This window comes from Paenarthrobacter sp. 10L420 (assembly GCF_056395385.1).
In genome coordinates this window covers 128444-144648 of the sequence record NZ_JBFTJK010000006.1, presented here as the reverse complement: position 1 = coordinate 144648, position 16205 = coordinate 128444, and the positions used below count along the sequence as shown (strand labels likewise).

The 16205-nt window shown below is 61.1% G+C and carries 14 protein-coding genes; 10 read left to right on the top strand and 4 right to left on the bottom strand.

Annotation, left to right across the window (positions count from 1 at the left end; all coding sequences use genetic code 11):
* Positions 1-36 precede the first annotated feature (36 nt).
* The 9 genes from AC1DD5_RS11520 (at position 37) to AC1DD5_RS11480 (ending at position 10950) form a co-directional block, all read left to right on the top strand.
* On the top strand, positions 37-966 hold the full coding sequence (locus tag AC1DD5_RS11520; protein ID WP_477521508.1) for an FKBP-type peptidyl-prolyl cis-trans isomerase: 930 nt from the start codon (positions 37-39) through the stop codon (positions 964-966).
* Positions 967-1036: 70 nt separating this feature from the next.
* Positions 1037-1432 carry an FKBP-type peptidyl-prolyl cis-trans isomerase gene (locus AC1DD5_RS11515; protein WP_216925697.1) on the top strand — a complete coding sequence of 132 codons (396 nt, stop codon included), beginning with the start codon at positions 1037-1039 and terminating at the stop codon, positions 1430-1432.
* A 97-nt stretch (positions 1433-1529) separates the two neighbouring features.
* On the top strand, positions 1530-3569 hold the full coding sequence (locus AC1DD5_RS11510; RefSeq protein WP_477521507.1) for a helix-turn-helix transcriptional regulator: 2040 nt from the start codon (positions 1530-1532) through the stop codon (positions 3567-3569).
* Positions 3570-3578: 9 nt separating this feature from the next.
* Positions 3579-3929 carry a hypothetical protein gene (locus tag AC1DD5_RS11505; protein WP_442005316.1) on the top strand — a complete coding sequence of 117 codons (351 nt, stop codon included), beginning with the start codon at positions 3579-3581 and terminating at the stop codon, positions 3927-3929.
* 36 nt (positions 3930-3965) lie between these two features.
* Positions 3966-4235 (top strand): Sec-independent protein translocase subunit TatA, encoded by a 270-nt coding sequence (gene tatA, locus AC1DD5_RS11500; RefSeq protein WP_442017813.1) that lies wholly within the window; start codon positions 3966-3968, stop codon positions 4233-4235.
* 6 nt (positions 4236-4241) lie between these two features.
* Complete coding sequence (gene tatC / locus AC1DD5_RS11495; RefSeq protein WP_442017812.1) at positions 4242-5078, top strand: twin-arginine translocase subunit TatC; 837 nt, start codon at positions 4242-4244, stop codon at positions 5076-5078.
* A 24-nt stretch (positions 5079-5102) separates the two neighbouring features.
* Entirely contained in the window at positions 5103-8072 is a 2970-nt protein-coding gene (locus tag AC1DD5_RS11490) for a DEAD/DEAH box helicase (RefSeq protein WP_477521506.1), read from the top strand.
* Between the two features lie 54 nt (positions 8073-8126).
* The gene (locus tag AC1DD5_RS11485) at positions 8127-9788 is read left to right on the top strand and encodes an amidohydrolase (RefSeq protein WP_477521505.1); all 1662 of its coding nucleotides are present in this window, start codon (positions 8127-8129) and stop codon (positions 9786-9788) included.
* A gap of 418 nt (positions 9789-10206) precedes the next feature.
* Positions 10207-10950 (top strand): polyprenol monophosphomannose synthase, encoded by a 744-nt coding sequence (locus AC1DD5_RS11480; RefSeq protein ID WP_477521504.1) that lies wholly within the window; start codon positions 10207-10209, stop codon positions 10948-10950.
* A 71-nt stretch (positions 10951-11021) separates the two neighbouring features.
* Here the strand turns inward: AC1DD5_RS11480 and AC1DD5_RS11475 are convergent, their stop codons facing one another.
* The 4 genes from AC1DD5_RS11475 to AC1DD5_RS11460 all read right to left on the bottom strand — a co-directional run bounded on the left by AC1DD5_RS11475 (position 11022) and on the right by AC1DD5_RS11460 (position 14116).
* Positions 11022-11369, bottom strand: coding sequence for an RNA polymerase-binding protein RbpA (locus AC1DD5_RS11475; protein WP_021470504.1), 348 nt, complete (start codon positions 11367-11369; stop codon positions 11022-11024).
* A 255-nt stretch (positions 11370-11624) separates the two neighbouring features.
* Positions 11625-12620 carry an SPFH domain-containing protein gene (locus AC1DD5_RS11470; protein WP_442017808.1) on the bottom strand — a complete coding sequence of 332 codons (996 nt, stop codon included), beginning with the start codon at positions 12618-12620 and terminating at the stop codon, positions 11625-11627.
* Between the two features lie 96 nt (positions 12621-12716).
* The gene (locus AC1DD5_RS11465) at positions 12717-13178 is read right to left on the bottom strand and encodes an NfeD family protein (RefSeq protein ID WP_442005310.1); all 462 of its coding nucleotides are present in this window, start codon (positions 13176-13178) and stop codon (positions 12717-12719) included.
* An 83-nt stretch (positions 13179-13261) separates the two neighbouring features.
* Positions 13262-14116: a methyltransferase domain-containing protein gene (locus AC1DD5_RS11460; protein ID WP_477521503.1), complete on the bottom strand. Its 855-nt coding sequence runs from the start codon at positions 14114-14116 to the stop codon at positions 13262-13264.
* 69 nt (positions 14117-14185) lie between these two features.
* Between AC1DD5_RS11460 and AC1DD5_RS11455 the strand changes: the two genes are divergently transcribed.
* Complete coding sequence (locus tag AC1DD5_RS11455) at positions 14186-16201, top strand: S9 family peptidase (RefSeq protein ID WP_477521502.1); 2016 nt, start codon at positions 14186-14188, stop codon at positions 16199-16201.
* The last annotated feature ends 4 nt before the right edge of the window (positions 16202-16205 follow it).

Here is a 16205-nt window from a genome sequence, read left to right as displayed (position 1 = left end):
CCGAGTGTCCTTTGCCCCGACGAAAGTGTCTTTTTTGTGCGCCGACTCCTAGCAATTCTTCTGCCTGCCCTGCTGCTCATCACTGCGTGTGGGGGAGGGGGCACGCCAGCCGCCGAGCCCACCAGCCAGTCATCCGGCGATGTCTCCAAACTCGATTCCGTGAAAGTGACGGACAACGGCGATGATAAGGCCCCGGGTCTGGACTTCACCAAGCCGCTAACCGTCGCTGAACCTACCATCAAGGTAGTCAGCGAAGGCAACGGCGAGCGTATCAAGGCCGGCCAGGTTGCCGAGCTCGCATACATCGCCGTGGATGGCAATGACGGCAAGACCGTTGAAGACGTCTACAAGAATGGCCCCCAGCCCATTGAGCTGAATGACGAGCTGAAGAAGGGCAATGAGCTGATCTACAACGCCATTGTTGGCGCCAAGATCGGTTCCCACATCGCGTTCGCCGCGCCGGGCGCGGCCGCTGCGGGCGCGGCCGCCGGCTCGACGCAGTTGGTGGTTTTCAAGCTGCTTTCCGCTAAGGAAGCGGCTCCGGTCCTGTCGAAGCCGGAAGGCGAGACAGTCACCCCTCCGGCTGGGCTCCCCACTGTGAAGGAAGACGACAAGGGCGTCCCTCAGATCTCCGTTGACGGCGCAGCCGCTCCCAAGGAACTCATCGCGCAGGACCTCATCAAGGGCTCCGGCGCTGCCGTTAAGGCCACTGACACCCTCACCGTGAATTACGTGGGCGTCAATCTCGTGGGCGGCCAGAAGTTCGATTCGAGCTTTGACCGGGGGCAGACAGCAAGCTTCGCACTTTCCGGTGTCATCAAGGGCTGGACCCAAGGTCTGGAAGGCAAGACTGTTGGCTCCCGCGTCCTTCTGGTGATCCCGCAGGACCTTGCTTACGGCGCGGCCGGACAGGGTGACGCCAAGGGCGATCTCGTGTTCGTCGTTGACATCCTCGGCATCAAGTAGGCAGCCACCTGATCAGGGACTGGCTAAGCTGGTTCCTGACACCACTCATACCTCAAAGCAAGGAGCAACCATGTCATTTGGTCAGCGTGACTTCGACCGCACCAAGCCGGAAATCGACTTCCCGGAAGGCGATGTTCCCACCGAACTCGTCATCACGGACCTCATCGAAGGTTCCGGCGCCGAGGCCAAGGCCGGCGATACCGTTTCCACCCACTACGTTGGCGTCGCCTGGTCTACCGGCGAAGAGTTCGACGCTTCCTGGGGCCGCGGCGCTCCGCTGGACTTCCGTGTTGGCGTGGGCCAAGTCATCCAGGGGTGGGACCAGGGCCTGCTGGGTATGAAGGTTGGCGGCCGTCGCCGCCTGGAGATCCCTTCCGAACTGGCGTATGGATCCCGTGGCGCCGGCGGAGCAATCAAGCCCAACGAGGCCTTGATCTTCGTCGTTGACCTCGTGGCTGTCCGCTAGGACGCAAGCTTCCTGCCAAGGCGCGTTACCTTCCGGCTTTGCCGGGCCGGTGACGCGCCTTGCTGCTTTCGCCCAGGTCTTTAGTAACGTAGCAAGCGTGTCCGCATCCCGCACTGAACGACTCCTGAATCTCCTGCTTGCCTTGCTCAACACCAGGGTGGGCCTTCCGCGCTCTGTCCTGCGGGAGAAGGTCTATCACGGCTCCGCTGAAAACGACGTCGCCTTCGGGCGGATGTTCGAGCGCGACAAAGTGGATCTGAAGCAGTTCGGCTTTGAGATCGAGACCCTCACCGACCCCCGCAGTTTCGGGTCCGACGATCCCGCATCAACCCGCTACCGCATCGGCAAGGATTCCAACAGGCTTCCTGATGTCAGCCTGACTCCCGCTGAATCCACTGTCCTCCTCCTTGCCGCCCAGTTGTGGGAACGCGCTGCTCTCGGCAACGCCGCAGTCAACGCTGTCCGCAAGCTTCAGGCCGCAGGCGGATTTACCGACGTCGACCTGCCTGCCGGTGTCCAGCCGAGGATCAAGCCAGCGGGACAAGCATTCGACGACGTCGTTGGAGCCATGCACGGCCGGCATGCGGTCCGCTTCGGGTACCTCGCCGGAAGCACCGGGCGTGAGGAATTGCGCGAGGTAGAACCTTGGGGCCTGGGGAGCCGGTTCGGGCAGTGGTACCTCCTGGGATTTGACCGGGGGAGGGCAGCCAAGAGAATTTTCAGGTTGTCGCGCATGACCACTGCAGTCTCGGTCATACCGGGCAGTTCCTTCGAACCGCCAGCCGGTTTCAACGCCCGGGTCGAGCTGGATTCGCTCAACGAACTTCCTGTGCAGCAGGCTGTCATGTACGTAGACGCCGGACGACTTCTCGCCCTGCGCAAACGTTCTGATTCCATCGGCGCCGGGAAGGAACCGGCTGAGAAGGGGGTGGACGGCCGGGACCGGCTCGTGGTGGACTTCCGGGATCCCGAGCAGTTCGCCGAGGAGCTGGCCTCGTATGGCCCCCACGTCAAAGTCGTTGAACCTGCCGAGCTGCGTGCCGCCGTCGTACGCCGGCTCAAAAGCGCTGCGGAGTTCAATGCGTCTCCGGCCATCCCCGTGGAATTCCCCGAAGCTGCGCGCGCGCAGCGGTCAAGGAAGCGCACGTCCGAAGACCAACTCACCCGCATGCTGCAACTGGTGCCCTTCCTCGTCCACCATCAGGGCTTGCACGTCCAGGAAGTTGCCGACCACTTTGGCATCACCCGCAAAGCGCTCATCGACGATCTAAAAATCCTGATCTGTTCCGGGCTGCCCGGAGGCTACCCGGACGACCTCTTGGACATCCAATGGGAAAACGACCATGTGTACATCACGGAGCATTTGGACCTGAACCGTCCTGTTCGCTTCAGCGAGGACGAAGCCGCGGCGCTGCTGACTGGATTGTCCATGCTCGGCGATCTCCCCGCACTTGCGGGTTTGTCCGAGGATGAACCGGGCAGTGCCCTGGAGTCTGTGACCATCAAATTGACCGGTGCCGCCGGACAGGCCGGACGCTTGGCCGGTGCCGTTGCAGGCCAGTCGGTGGCGCCCGAGCAATCGGAAGCCTTCGCCACCATCACGCACGCCATCAGGGACGGCCAACAACTGCGCCTGAGCTACCTTTCCCCTCAAAGGGATGAAGTGACCGAGCGCGACGTGGACCCCCTGCGGCTCTACTCTATGGACAATACCTGGTACTTCGAGGCCTACTGCCATAGCAAGTCGGGACTCCGGAATTTCCGGCTGGACCGTGTGCAATCTCTGGAACCCAATGGCCGTCCTGTCTCCGGGACGGCGACTGCTGATGCAGACTTTCCGGCAAGGCTCTTCACGCCCAGTGATGACGACGTCCTGGTGGTGCTTGAGTTGACCCGGCAGGGCGCTGGCCTGGCTGACGACTACTATGCCGAACGCACTGCGGAATTGCCCGACGGCGGGCTGCTCGCCGAGGTGCGCTTTGGAAATGTGGAGTGGTTACCGATGTTTGTGTCCCAACATGGAGGGACGGTGCGGGTGCTGGACCCTGCGGAGTTGCGTCAGGAGGTCCAAGCGTGGCTCACGGCGGCGCTTGCCCAATACGGCGAAGTTTCCTCGTCGGACAACGTGGCTGGCTAGACTACTCAGATGCCTTGGTGGTTTTGGATCCTGTTGTGGATCGCGCTCATAGCCCTGTCGTTGCTCCTTCATGTGACCCTTGGTTTTCGGCTGTTCAGGAAATTCATGGCCACTGTTCACGAATTAGGAGACGCCGGGAAACGTTTCAGCCATGTCTCTCCTGCCGCAGAAACCTCCGATGTTGAGGCCCCCGAGCGCCGGCCGGAGCCCGGATCCGCAATTTTTGCCTCGCCGGAGCAGATGCGTCATGATTACCTGACGGCCAAAGCCTTCCGCCAGGAAGTTCGTCGCCAGAAGCGCGTTCAGCGCAAAGCAGAGCGGGGTCAGCCCCAATCCCTGCACGACATTGAATTCAGATAGACGTAGGATGTATCCAAAAGGAAAGGACCTCCCCACATGAGGCTCGAAGGCTGGCATCTCATCATCATCATCGTCTTGGCTCTGGTGCTTTTCGCTGCACCGAAGCTGCCGTCCATGGCGCGCAGCATTGGCCAGTCGATGCGTATTTTCAAGTCTGAAGTCCGGGAAATGAAGAAGGACGGTTCCTCCGAAAAGAAGGAAACCCAGGACCCCTCTGACGCCGTCGAAGGCAGGGTTGTAGACCACCCGGACGTGAAGGCCAAGAACAACGGCGAGACCGACGTTCCGCCCGCCAACCGCGTCTAAAAAGAAGTGGTAGAGACGAAGGGGCGCAAGGCCAACCCCGAAGCCCGGATGGCACTCCTTGACCATCTCAAGGAGCTCAAGAACCGGCTGTTCAAGGCTGCCATCGGCGTTATTCTTGGGACGGTGCTGGGCTTCATCGTCTATCAACCCCTCTTGGAAGCTTTGATCAAGCCGATCAAGGACCTGAACGCAAAAGAAGGCCGCGCCGCCAGCCTCAACTTTGATGGCGTAGCCAGCTCATTCGACCTCATGGTCCAGGTCTCCGTATTCCTGGGCGTGATTCTTTCCAGTCCTGTCTGGATCTACCAGCTGTGGGCATTCATAGTCCCTGGCCTGCACAAGAAAGAGCGCAGGTTGGCTCTGTCGTTTGTAGCAGCTGCCGTTCCGCTCTTTATCGGTGGTGTCCTGCTGGCTTGGCTGGTGCTGCCCAACGCCGTGCGTGTCCTCACGGACTTCACACCTACCGGCGCTTCAAACTTCATTAGTGCCGAAATCTACCTTGCGTTTGTCCTGAGGCTTCTTCTGGCTTTTGGAATCGCCTTCCTGGTGCCGGTGGTCCTGGTTGGGCTGAACCTGGCCGGAATCGTCAAGGGCAAGCAATTGGTCAAAAGCTGGCGGATTACTATTTTCCTGGTCTGCCTGTTCGCGGCCATGGCGGCCCCAGGTGCAGATGCCATGAGCATGTTCTACTTGGCGGCGCCCATGCTGCTTCTGTTCTTCGCTGCCATCGGCATTTGTCTTTGGAACGACCGCCGGCGGGAACGCCGCGCCATCAAGCGCGCTGCTGAGACCGAAGCCACGGCAGATATTGCCACCCCGGCCTCGGATCTGGAGAATCTCTAGACCTCAGGCCATTAGGCTTGGTGCATGTCCTCCATTTCCGGGTCTCCATCACCATCAGACCGCTACCAGGCGGCAGCTCACCGGGCAGCTGAGGCCAAGACATATCTTGGTGCCTTTGCCTTGACGCTGGACTTCGAATTGGACGATTTCCAGCGTGAGGCGTGCCGCTCATTGCAGGAAGGCCGCGGCGTCCTCGTCGCGGCTCCCACAGGTGCGGGAAAGACGATCGTTGGCGAGTTTGCCATCTACCTGGCTTTGGAACGTGGCCTCAAAGCGTTCTACACGACACCCATCAAGGCGCTGAGCAACCAGAAATTCTCCGAGCTCGCCGCCAAGTATGGTTCTGCCAACGTTGGCCTGCTGACGGGCGATACAACCATCAACGGTGAGGCGCCCGTTGTGGTCATGACCACCGAAGTCCTCCGCAATATGCTGTACGCCGACTCGGAGACCCTCGGCGACCTCGGCTTCGTCGTGATGGACGAGGTCCACTACCTCGCGGACCGCTTCCGCGGAGCCGTCTGGGAGGAAGTCATCATTCACTTGCCCAGTGAAGTGCAGGTTGCTTCGCTGAGCGCCACTGTGTCCAACGCCGAAGAGTTTGGTGCCTGGCTGGATACCGTTCGGGGCGATACTGATGTCATCGTGTCCGAACACAGGCCCGTGCCATTGTGGCAGCACGTCATGGTGGGCAGGGAGATCGTCGACCTTTTTGCCGGCGATACCACTTTTGATGAAATCGCTCCCCAGATACCGGATACAGAAGTTCCGGATCTTAGCGATACTGACGACGCCGTGGACGAGGCCACCCTCCCGGCGGAAACCCGGAAGATCGCCGTAAAGAGTTCCGTGGCACCTCCTGTCCGTCAGGCAGTGACAGGCCCCGAGTTCGAAGTGAACCCGGATCTGCTGGCAATGGCCCGTTCCGAGAGCCGGATGAACTTCAACGGCCGATTCGGCCACGGTGGCCGGAGCCGCCGTCGGCAGGACCGCTATCGGGATGAACGGCAGAACACTGAACAGCGCAGTCCAGTTCGGAAAGCAAGCCGCCCCCAGGTTATTGAAAGCCTTAACCGTCAGGGCCTGCTGCCTGCCATTACGTTTATTTTTTCCCGGGCCGGTTGTGACGCTGCGGTGGCCCAGTGCGCGGCATCGGGACTATGGCTCACTACTGAGCGCGAACGACAGATCATTGCCCAGCGGGTGGATGAAGCAAGCCACGAAATCCCTGCAGACGATCTCGATGTTTTGGGGTTCTGGGGCTGGCGCGACGGCCTTATACGGGGCTTCGCGGCTCATCACGCAGGCATGCTTCCTACCTTCAAGGAGGTAGTGGAGAAGCTGTTTGCGGATGGCTTGGTCAAGGCGGTTTTTGCCACCGAGACGTTGGCACTCGGGGTGAACATGCCTGCGCGTTGCGTGGTATTGGAAAAGCTTGAGAAGTTCAATGGCGAAGCCCACGTCAACATCACGGCGGGGGAGTACACACAGCTCACTGGGAGGGCTGGACGCCGGGGTATCGACGTCGAGGGCCATGCCGTCGTACTGTGGCAGCCGGGAACAGATCCCGCTGCCGTGGCTGGCTTGGCGTCACGCCGCACCTACCCGCTGAATTCCAGCTTCCGGCCCACGTACAACATGAGCATCAACCTCATTGCCCAGTTTGGACGGGTCCGGGCACGGGAAATCCTCGAGTCGTCTTTCGCACAGTTCCAGGCAGACCGCTCGGTGGTAGGGCTGGCCAGGCAGGTCCGCGGTCGCGAGGAGTCCTTGGCAGGATACGCGAAATCCATGGAATGCCATCTGGGCGACTTCACCGAATACGCCAGGCTCCGGCGGGAGCTCAGTGATACTGAACAGTTCGCTGAACGGAATTACCACCGTGCGCGAAAGTCCAGGGTGGCGGACTCACTGACACGGCTCATTCCAGGGGACGTCATCAGCGTCTCCAGCGGCAGACTGGCGGGCTACGCCGTCGTGCTTGATTCCGATGCCAATGCCCGCGAGCCGAGGCCTTCTGTCCTCACCTCGGACAATCAACTGCGCCGGATCGGCGTTCACGACGTCGATGCCCCGGTCTCTCCTGTGACCCGGATCAGGATCCCGAAATCCTTCAATGCCAAGGTCCCCAAATCGCGGCGTGACCTCGCCTCCTCCATGCGCCATGCCATCAGCGACGAAGCGCCCAAGTCGCGTCGCAACAGCAGGCATGAAGACTTTGGACTGGGATCCCGGCTCCCGGACCAGGAACAGAAGATCACTGAACTACGCAGGGCGCTCAGGGCGCATCCTTGCCATGGCTGCAGTGAACGAGAAGATCACGCCCGCTGGGGGGAGCGTTGGTGGAAACTTCGCAAGGAGACAGACGGCCTGATTCGCCAGATCCAAAGCAGGACCAACACGATTGCCAAGACCTTCGACCGCGTCTGCGATGTCCTGTCCGCCTATGGCTACCTCGAAACCAACGACGCCGGCAAGGTCACCATCAGCACGGATGGGCAGCGGTTGCGGCGCATTTACGGTGAGAAGGACCTGCTCATCTCGCAGTCCATCAGGCGGGGTGCCATCAACGATCTCGATGCTGCCGAGCTGGCCTCCTTGGCCAGCGCCTTGGTGTACCAGGCAAAGCGTGAAGACCGGGGCCTTCGCCCGAGGATGCCTTCGATTGCACTGGAAACGGCTGTCGACATCGTCGTCCGGGAATGGTCGCAACTTGAGGACACTGAGGAACAGAACAGGCTTCCACTGACCGGCGAACCGGAGCTGGGCCTCATGTGGCCCATGTACAAGTGGGCCAAAGGCCGCCATCTTCAGGACGTGCTCAGCGGCACGGACCTTGCTGCGGGCGACTTCGTCCGTTGGGCAAAGCAAGTGGTTGACCTCCTGGACCAACTCGCCAAAATTCCACAACTGGATCCCCGCTTGACGCGGATCTGCCGTGAATCCATCGATCTGGTCCGCCGGGGCGTCGTGGCTTACTCCACCATCGCCTGACCCGGAACCGTTTTCGAGACCCAGACCTTCTTCAACGCTCGAGGAGCACACCGCATGAACCAGCCAGGCCTGTCCGCCGGCGACCGCCCCCACGAAAACGTTCGCAAGGTGACCCTTTACCGGAACGGTTCGATCTATACCGCTGCCGATCCGTTCGCTACCGCCATGGTGGTGGACGGTGACACGGTGGCGTGGGTGGGTTCCGAGCAAGCGGCAACATCCATCGCTGATTCCACGATGGACATCATTGATCTTCGGGGAGCCCTCGTGGCGCCGGGCTTTGTTGACTCCCATGCGCACTTGACGGAGACGGGCCTCGCTTTGGCTGGACTGTCCTTGACGGGCGTTCGCTCTGCCCGGGAACTGCTGGACGCCGTTGCTGCCGCTGGCGGTACCGGGACTGTCTTTGGGCATGGCTGGGATGAAACAACCTGGCAGGATGCCACCCTTCCAACGCTTGAAGAGCTGGAACAGGCCTCGGGCGGCAGGCAGGTTTACCTTTCCCGCATTGACGTTCACTCCGCCGTCGTTTCATCCTCCCTTGCGGCGTCGGCAGGCCTTGCTGGCATGGACGGCTTCACGGGGGACAGCGGCCGCGTAGTCAGGACAGCCCACACCGCCGCCCGCCTCGCGGCCCGGCGCCTCAGTGAGGCCGAACGGAGTGGGTATCAGGAACAGGCCCTGCATTATGCGGCTTCCAACGGCTACGTTGCCTTGGCTGAAATGTCGGCCCCACACATTTGCGGGCCGGAAGATCTTCACATGGCCATGTCCTGGAACAGGCAAACCGGCAAACCGCAGGTGCTGCCGTATTGGGGCGAGCTGGCTTCATCGGAAGATCATGCCCGCAGGATCCTGGACAGCGTGGGCCCCGAGGTCCTGGGCTTGGCGGGAGATCTGAACATCGATGGTTCCATTGGTTCGCGGACAGCTGCCTTGAGGCAAGACTATTCCGATGCGCCAGGTCAACGGGGCAACGTGTATCTTTCAGTGGATGAAGTCGCCAAGCACCTTGCTGCATGCTCGCTGTTGGGCATCCAGGGCGGTTTCCACATCATCGGAGATGCAGGACTTGATGTTGCGCTTGAGGCATTGGACGCAGCAGCTGACGAGGTGGGGGAGCAGCGGATCCGCGCGGCGGGTCACCGCTTTGAACACGTTGAGCTCGCCGACCAGTCCGCCGTCGAGAAGCTGGCCAAGTACTCCGTGACTGTCAGCATGCAGCCGGCATTCGACGCTCTCTGGGGAGGCCCCGGGCGACTCTACGAGCAACGACTCGGCGGCCGCAGCAAGGCAATGAACACGTTTGCGTCCTTCTACGCCAGCGGAGTTCCGATCACCTTTGGCAGCGATAGCCCGGTCACACCGCTCAGCCCTTGGTCCAGCATCCGGGCTTGCCTGGAACACAGCAACCCGGACCAGCGCATTTCAGCCCGCGCGGCTTTCCTTGGCCATACGAGGGCGGGCTGGCGGGCCACCAAACACAGGAACCCTCTCATGGGCCAACTCGTCCCTGGCGCGCCAGCAAGCTTCGCGGTATGGGAAATTGAGGAACTCATGGTGCAAGTAGCGGATAGCCGTGTGCAATCGTGGAGCACCGATCCCCGAGCCCGCACCCCCTTGCTCCCGGCACTGGATACTGGCAGCGATCCTGTATGCCTGCAGACCGTGAGGGAAGGCCAGGAGCTCTTCGCTCACGAATCCCTCCGGGTCTGAGGGCACTATTTCCTTGCCTTCGAATGGGCCCCCTGAACTGGGACGATACACGAACCCGCAGGTCAACCCGCGGTTGACAGCTTTTGTAAAGTCCGTAACATTGAGCCTCAACAGATCGTTAGGGCTTCGGGTTCTCCCGCGAGTAATTATCTGGTCGCGGCCAGAAAATGGTCTGGTGGCGGTACGCGAGTGGGCAGGCCCATAGGGTCCTAGAAAACAGTTCGTCCGGCAAAATAACTGTCCGGACAACACTGGTCCTGGGTCTATGGACCTGCCCTCAGCACTTAACCCTGTGTGGCCATGGCCACAGCTGCCCTTAGTAGTGCACTCGATCGTCCTATAATGGAGAGTTGCGCCAGAATGCCAGCCCCAAGGCTGGTCCGGCACACTGACCGCTCCATCAAGGAAAGGCCTCTTCTTGCGTGTCCTGACGATCATCCCTACCTACAACGAGCTGGAATCGCTCCCCAAGACATTGGGTCGGCTGCGGACAGCAGTACCTGAGTCGGACGTCCTGGTGGTTGATGACAACAGCCCGGACGGCACGGGACAGCTTGCCGACGGCATAGCCGCCGAGGACAAGCAAGTGCACGTACTGCACCGCAAAGGCAAAGAAGGCCTCGGCGCAGCCTACATCGCCGGCTTCAAATGGGGCCTCGCGGCAGGGTATGACGTCCTGGTCGAGATGGACGCCGACGGCTCCCACAAGCCCGAGCAGTTGCCCCTCCTTCTTGATGCCGTCAAGGAGGGCGCGGACCTTGCCATGGGCTCACGCTGGGTGCCGGGAGGCAGCGTTGTGAACTGGCCTCTCTACCGCCAAGCAATCTCCCGAATCGGCAGCACCTACGCCCGCCTCATGCTTGGTTTGAAAATCAAGGACGTCACGGGCGGTTATCGTGCTTTCCGCCGCAGCACACTTGAAGCCCTCAAGTTGGATGACGTGGATTCAGTGGGCTACGGCTTCCAGGTTGACCTTGCCTGGCGCGTGGCCAAGCTCGGCCTGCGTATTGAGGAGCGACCCATCACCTTCGTTGAGCGCGAACTCGGTGCATCGAAGATGAGCGGCAACATTGTGGTGGAAGCCATGATCAACGTCACCAAATGGGGCATCGCAGCACGGTGGGCCAAGCTCACCAGAAAACAGCCTGCCCTCGCAAAGTAAAAATTCCACAAGAAAAGGCCGGACCAGTTCCCACGAGGAACCGGTCCGGCCTTTTTGCTTGAGTCTGAAGACTAAGCTGAGCGGCGCTCTCCGCGGCGCTCACGCAGGATGTTCAAACGATCCTCAAGGATCTGCTCCAGCTCCGGAAGGCTGCGGCGTTCCAGGAGCATGTCCCAGTGGGTACGGACGGCTTTCTCGTTGGCATCCACGGGACGCTCGCCATCTACGAGCAAGGCTTCCTTGCCAGTCTTGGAAACCCAAACAGGGGGGATCTCGGCTTCGGCAGAGAAGGTTACGAAGACCTGCTCGCCGTCCTCGCAGCGGTATTCAACCCGCTGGCGCGGTGCCGGTTCAACGCCGGACTCGGTTTCCATGCTTTGGGCGCCAAGACGCATACCCCGCAGGCTGCGATCGCTCATGATTACTCCCTCTGTCTGTTCGCGGAGCCTGAACCCCGCGCTAGCCGTAAGCCGTTATTACGGTCTCAACGGACTACTTCTGCACACCTTGCATCACTAATTGCAACGCCTGGCCAAGCTTTAATGTTCCATCCACACTGAACCAGCCGGACAAATATCCGATTATACGCCCATGGATAGCGAGTACCCAAAAGCAGTGCAAACACAGCGAGCGGCCAGCCGCCTGGCTGACCGCTCAACTGCCTGACGACAGAGTTATTCTGTGGGCCGTGTCTGTGCTGCCGTGGTGGATTCCACCGGAGCCGCCGGTTCTGAAGCCGCAGCTTTGTTGCTGCCGCCAAACAGGCCAGCGGCATCGGAGTCACCGTTGACGCCTCCGAGCGCGCTGCCAATGCCCTTCAGGGCTTCGCCAACTTCGCTCGGGATGATCCACAGCTTGTTGGAACTCCCCTCCGCGATCTTGGGCAGCGTCTGCAGGTACTGGTAAGCCAAAAGCTTCTGGTCGGGGTTGCCTTTGTGAATGGCATCAAAGACCTTCTGGATGGCCTGGGCTTCACCGTCTGCCCGAAGGATGGCGGCCTTCGCATCACCTTCAGCTGCAAGGATGGCCGCTTGGCGCTGGCCTTCTGCCGTAAGGATTTGCGACTGCTTGGTTCCTTCAGCAGTCAGGATGGCGGCTCGACGGTCGCGCTCTGCACGCATCTGCTTTTCCATCGAGTCCTGGATGGAGTGGGGCGGATCAATAGCCTTCAGTTCCACGCGCGAGACGCGGATGCCCCAGCGGCCTGTGGCCTCGTCCAATACTCCACGCAGCTGGCCATTGATCTGGTCACGGGAGGTTAGCGCCTCTTCGAGGTTCAGGCCACCCACAACGTTACGAAGTGTGGTGGTAGTCAGCTGCTCTACCGCCTGGATGTAATTGGCGATTTCGTAGGTGGCCGCCCGGGGGTCCGTTACCTGGAAGTAGACCACGGTATCGATCGAAACCACGAGGTTGTCCTCGGTGATGACCGGCTGCGGCGGGAAGGACACCACCTGCTCACGGAGGTCGAGCAACGGCAAGAGCCGGTCGACGAACGGAATAAGGATGGTGAGGCCGGGGTTGAGCGTGCGTTGGTACTTACCGAGGCGTTCAACGACGCCGGCACGTGCTTGCGGGATGATCCTTACCGACCGGACCAACACGATGATGACAAAAATGACGAGAACAATCAGCACAACTGCTGCCGCTGTTCCTCCTAAACCGTCCATGCGTCTCCTTGATTCCCCAATTGCGTGGCTTGCTTTGGCCATTTGCGGGCAGGCTGCCAAGCCGTTATCCGCAGAATTCTGGTTTTCCGGTTCGAATCAGCGCGGGCTGTTTTCCGCAGGCGAGGCAACTACCGCCGTCGCGCCGTCAATCCTGGTGACCTGAACCGTGGCACCGGCGTCGAGGACTCCGGCGGTGCTGCGCGCACTCCAGACGTCGCCCCCGATCTTTACCAGCCCACTGGTGCCCGTGACGGCTTCGATGACGAGGGCGGGTTGACCGATAAGGCGGTCGATGTTCGTCCGCTGTTCTGCTGGTCCCTTATGCAGGTGCTTCAAGGCGACCGGCCGGACGAAGGCGATCATCAAGAGGGAGACCACGCTGAAGATGACGATCTGGAGCCAGAAATCGGCGCCGGCGAAGTCCGCGACCAATCCCGCTAGTGCGCCGCCGCCGAGCATGATGAAGAAGAGGTCGAGGGTAAGCATCTCCACCACCGCGAACGCGAGGAAGACCGTGAGCCAGAGCGCCCACCAGTTCTCGCCGAGCCATTCAAACATCAATTCCCCCTTGGTCCCGGATTCCGCCGCAGGCGGGATCACAGTCGCTGTTCCTCCATCCTAGCCCGACGCTGAGTCCCTCGTCAGGAAGCCGAAGCCCCCACTGTGAAGCGGCTGATTCGGAACTTCGCGGTGGTTGCTACGGTCCCAAGCTCATCGGCCAGAAGTGCGAGTTCTTCGGGCTTGATGTGGTGGCCGGCTGGCCCCATATAGGCGATGTCGGCCAGCTCGGAGCCCGTGAGGATGAGCTGCACGTCCAGGTTGTACGTTGAATTAGCGTGGAAATAGCCGCCCAGCGACTCAGCCAAGCGCTCGGCCTTGCCTTCCTCGATGCTAAGCATTCCGGTGCGGGCGGCGATTTCAGCCAAGTGTCCTGGCTGCGGCGTCACCACAATCAGCTTTCCGCCAGGCCGCAGTACTCGGGCAAACTCTGACGGATTCCGTGGGGCGAACACCACCAGCACGACGTCCACCGCGTCATCGGCAAGGGGTAGCGGACGCCAAATGTCCCAGACGAGGTTGGCAGCGTCCCCGTTGAGCCGCGCGGCGCGACGCAGCGCGAATTTGGAGATGTCCAGCCCTACCGCGGAGGCCGGAGTGGTTTCCAGGACGCGGTGGAGGTAATGCCCGGTGCCCGTTCCGGCGTCGAGAACCACGGCCCCGGGCCGCTGCAGCGATGGAGCTACGAAACTGGCGACGCGATCGGCCAGCGCAGCGTAATGTCCGCTGTCCAGGAATCGCTGGCGGGCTCCCACCATCTCCGCCGAATCAGCTTCGAATACTGTGCCTTTGCCCGTCAGCAGGTTGAAGTAACCCTGCTTCGCGGCATCGAATACATGCCCGGAATCGCAAACGAGCCGCCGCTGTGGATCTTCGACGAGCTGAAACCGCCCTTCACAAACGGGACATCGGAGGGCAGCAACGGCGTCGGACAACATGGTTTCAATCCTACGGTGGGCCGGAGTGTCTGGTGCCTGCGTCAGGGCGGCGGGGCTAGGCTCACCAAGGTGAAACCCGAGCAGCTGCCTTTGTTGAACTCCGTCTCCGCCCCTGCCATCCATCCGGACGGCACCAAAGCGGTGGTATCCGTCGTCAGGCCTGATTTCGACGCCGATGCGTACGTCGGTCAATTGTGGAATGTACCGCTGGACACCACCAAGCGCCCACGACGTATCACCCGTGGGTTCAGGGACACTTCCCCGGCTTTCTCGCCTGACGGCCTGGTTTTGGCCTTCCTGCGGAGCGACGCAGAGGGAAAAGCACAACTGTTTGTTGTGGAGTCGGCAGGGGGCGAACCACAGCAGGTCACGGATCAGCACGCCGGGGTCAACGGGTTTGCGTGGGCTCCCGATTCCCATCGGATGGTCTTCACCAGCCGTGTTGCCGAACCGGGCCGCTATGGAACGGTCGACGGCGTTACTTCCGGCGGGGAAGATGCACGGCTTATCGGCGTGAACCAGTACCTGATGAACGGCGTGGGCTACGTCCTGGACCAGCGCCAGCAACTGTTCGTCGTTGACGTGCCGGAATTGGGTGGCGAGCCTGTTGTCATTCCCCGCGGCAGAGCCGCCCACGAACGGCCAGGCGCCAGGGTAACTGGTGTTCCCGATGCCAGGCAGATGACGTTCGGCGAATCAGACCATGAGGCGCCCTGCTTCTCGGCCGACGGCAGATTCCTCTTTTTCGTAGCCGCTCTCCACGACGGGCATGATGACGACCTTGTAACGTCGGTGTATCGGATGGACGCAACAGGCGGCGAACCCCAGCTCGTCAAACCTCACAACCCAAAACTGCAGACCGTCACGGCCGTGCGGGCGTCCACCGATGGCCGCTCGCTGTTCTTCACCGCGCAGGACCTGGGCGACACAGGACGTGACTTTGTCGCGCGCAACAGCGTTCTCTACTCAATGCCTGTCATCGGGGGAGATGCGGTGGCCCTGACCGACGTCGAGCATTTGGACGTCTCGGGTCCGCTGGAACCGAGCGGACCAGACAGCGTCCTGGTCTTGAACACAGCGCTGGGCAGCGTGGAGCTCCTCGATGTCACCGCAGAAGGAAGCATTACACCGCTCGTCCATGGAGCCCGGGTAGTCAACGGCGCCACTGTCGCTGCCAATGGTGAAATTGCCGTCAGCTTCCTGGACGCGTCTACCGCCGGCGACGTCGCCTCCCTGGAGCGTGGTGAACTGCGTCTGCTGACGGACTTCTCGGCGGGACTACGGAATAACTCAAGAGTCAGCGAGCCCGTGGATTTGCAGGCAACCGCCGACGACGGATACCCCGTGAACGGTTGGTTGGTGCTGCCCGACGGCCCGGGACCGCACCCTGTCCTGCTGACCATCCACGGGGGTCCGTTCTCCCAATACACGGGAGCGTTCTTGGACGAAGCGCAAGTCTACACAGCTGCGGGATACGCAGTAGTGATGTGCAATCCCCGCGGCTCGTCAGGCTACGGACAATCACATGGGCGGGTCATCAAGGAGCGCATGGGAAGCGTGGACATGCAGGACGTGCTCGCCTTCCTGGACGCTGCCTTGTCCGCCCACACAACCTTGGACGCAGACAGCGTGGGCATCATGGGTGGATCCTATGGCGGTTACCTTACGGCGTGGACCATCGCACACGACCACCGTTTCAAAGGGGCAATTGTCGAACGCGGATTCCTGGACCCTGTCAGCTTTGCGGGTACGTCCGATATCGGCTGGTTTTTTGGCGGCGAGTACGCTGGAGCCTCACCCGGTCAGCTTGTGGCGCAGAGCCCCTTGGCCGTAGCCGCGGCCGTCATGACCCCGACTCTGGTGATCCACAGCGAAAACGACCTTCGGTGTCCTCTTGAACAAGGGCAGCGGTACTATGCGCTCCTCAAAGATAGAGGAATTGAGACGTCGTTACTCGTCTTCCCGGGCGAGGACCATGAACTGTCGCGTTCGGGGACTCCACACCACCGAAAGCAGCGGTTCGAACACATCCTTGCGTGGTGGGCCAGGCATCTGCCGACGGCTTCAAACCATATGGCGGAATGATGCA

Bases quoted from the DNA above. Each gene is read 5' to 3' on its own strand.
- AC1DD5_RS11515 (WP_216925697.1), top strand. From the start codon at position 1,037: ATGTCATTTGGTCAGCGTGACTTCGACCGCACCAAGCCGGAAATCGAC.
- AC1DD5_RS11505 (WP_442005316.1), top strand. From the start codon at position 3,579: ATGCCTTGGTGGTTTTGGATCCTGTTGTGGATCGCGCTCATAGCCCTG.
- tatA (WP_442017813.1), top strand. From the start codon at position 3,966: ATGAGGCTCGAAGGCTGGCATCTCATCATCATCATCGTCTTGGCTCTG.
- AC1DD5_RS11490 (WP_477521506.1), top strand. From the start codon at position 5,103: ATGTCCTCCATTTCCGGGTCTCCATCACCATCAGACCGCTACCAGGCG.
- AC1DD5_RS11485 (WP_477521505.1), top strand. From the start codon at position 8,127: ATGAACCAGCCAGGCCTGTCCGCCGGCGACCGCCCCCACGAAAACGTT.
- AC1DD5_RS11475 (WP_021470504.1), bottom strand. From the start codon at position 11,369: ATGAGCGATCGCAGCCTGCGGGGTATGCGTCTTGGCGCCCAAAGCATG.
- AC1DD5_RS11470 (WP_442017808.1), bottom strand. From the start codon at position 12,620: ATGGACGGTTTAGGAGGAACAGCGGCAGCAGTTGTGCTGATTGTTCTC.
- AC1DD5_RS11465 (WP_442005310.1), bottom strand. From the start codon at position 13,178: ATGTTTGAATGGCTCGGCGAGAACTGGTGGGCGCTCTGGCTCACGGTC.
- AC1DD5_RS11460 (WP_477521503.1), bottom strand. From the start codon at position 14,116: ATGTTGTCCGACGCCGTTGCTGCCCTCCGATGTCCCGTTTGTGAAGGG.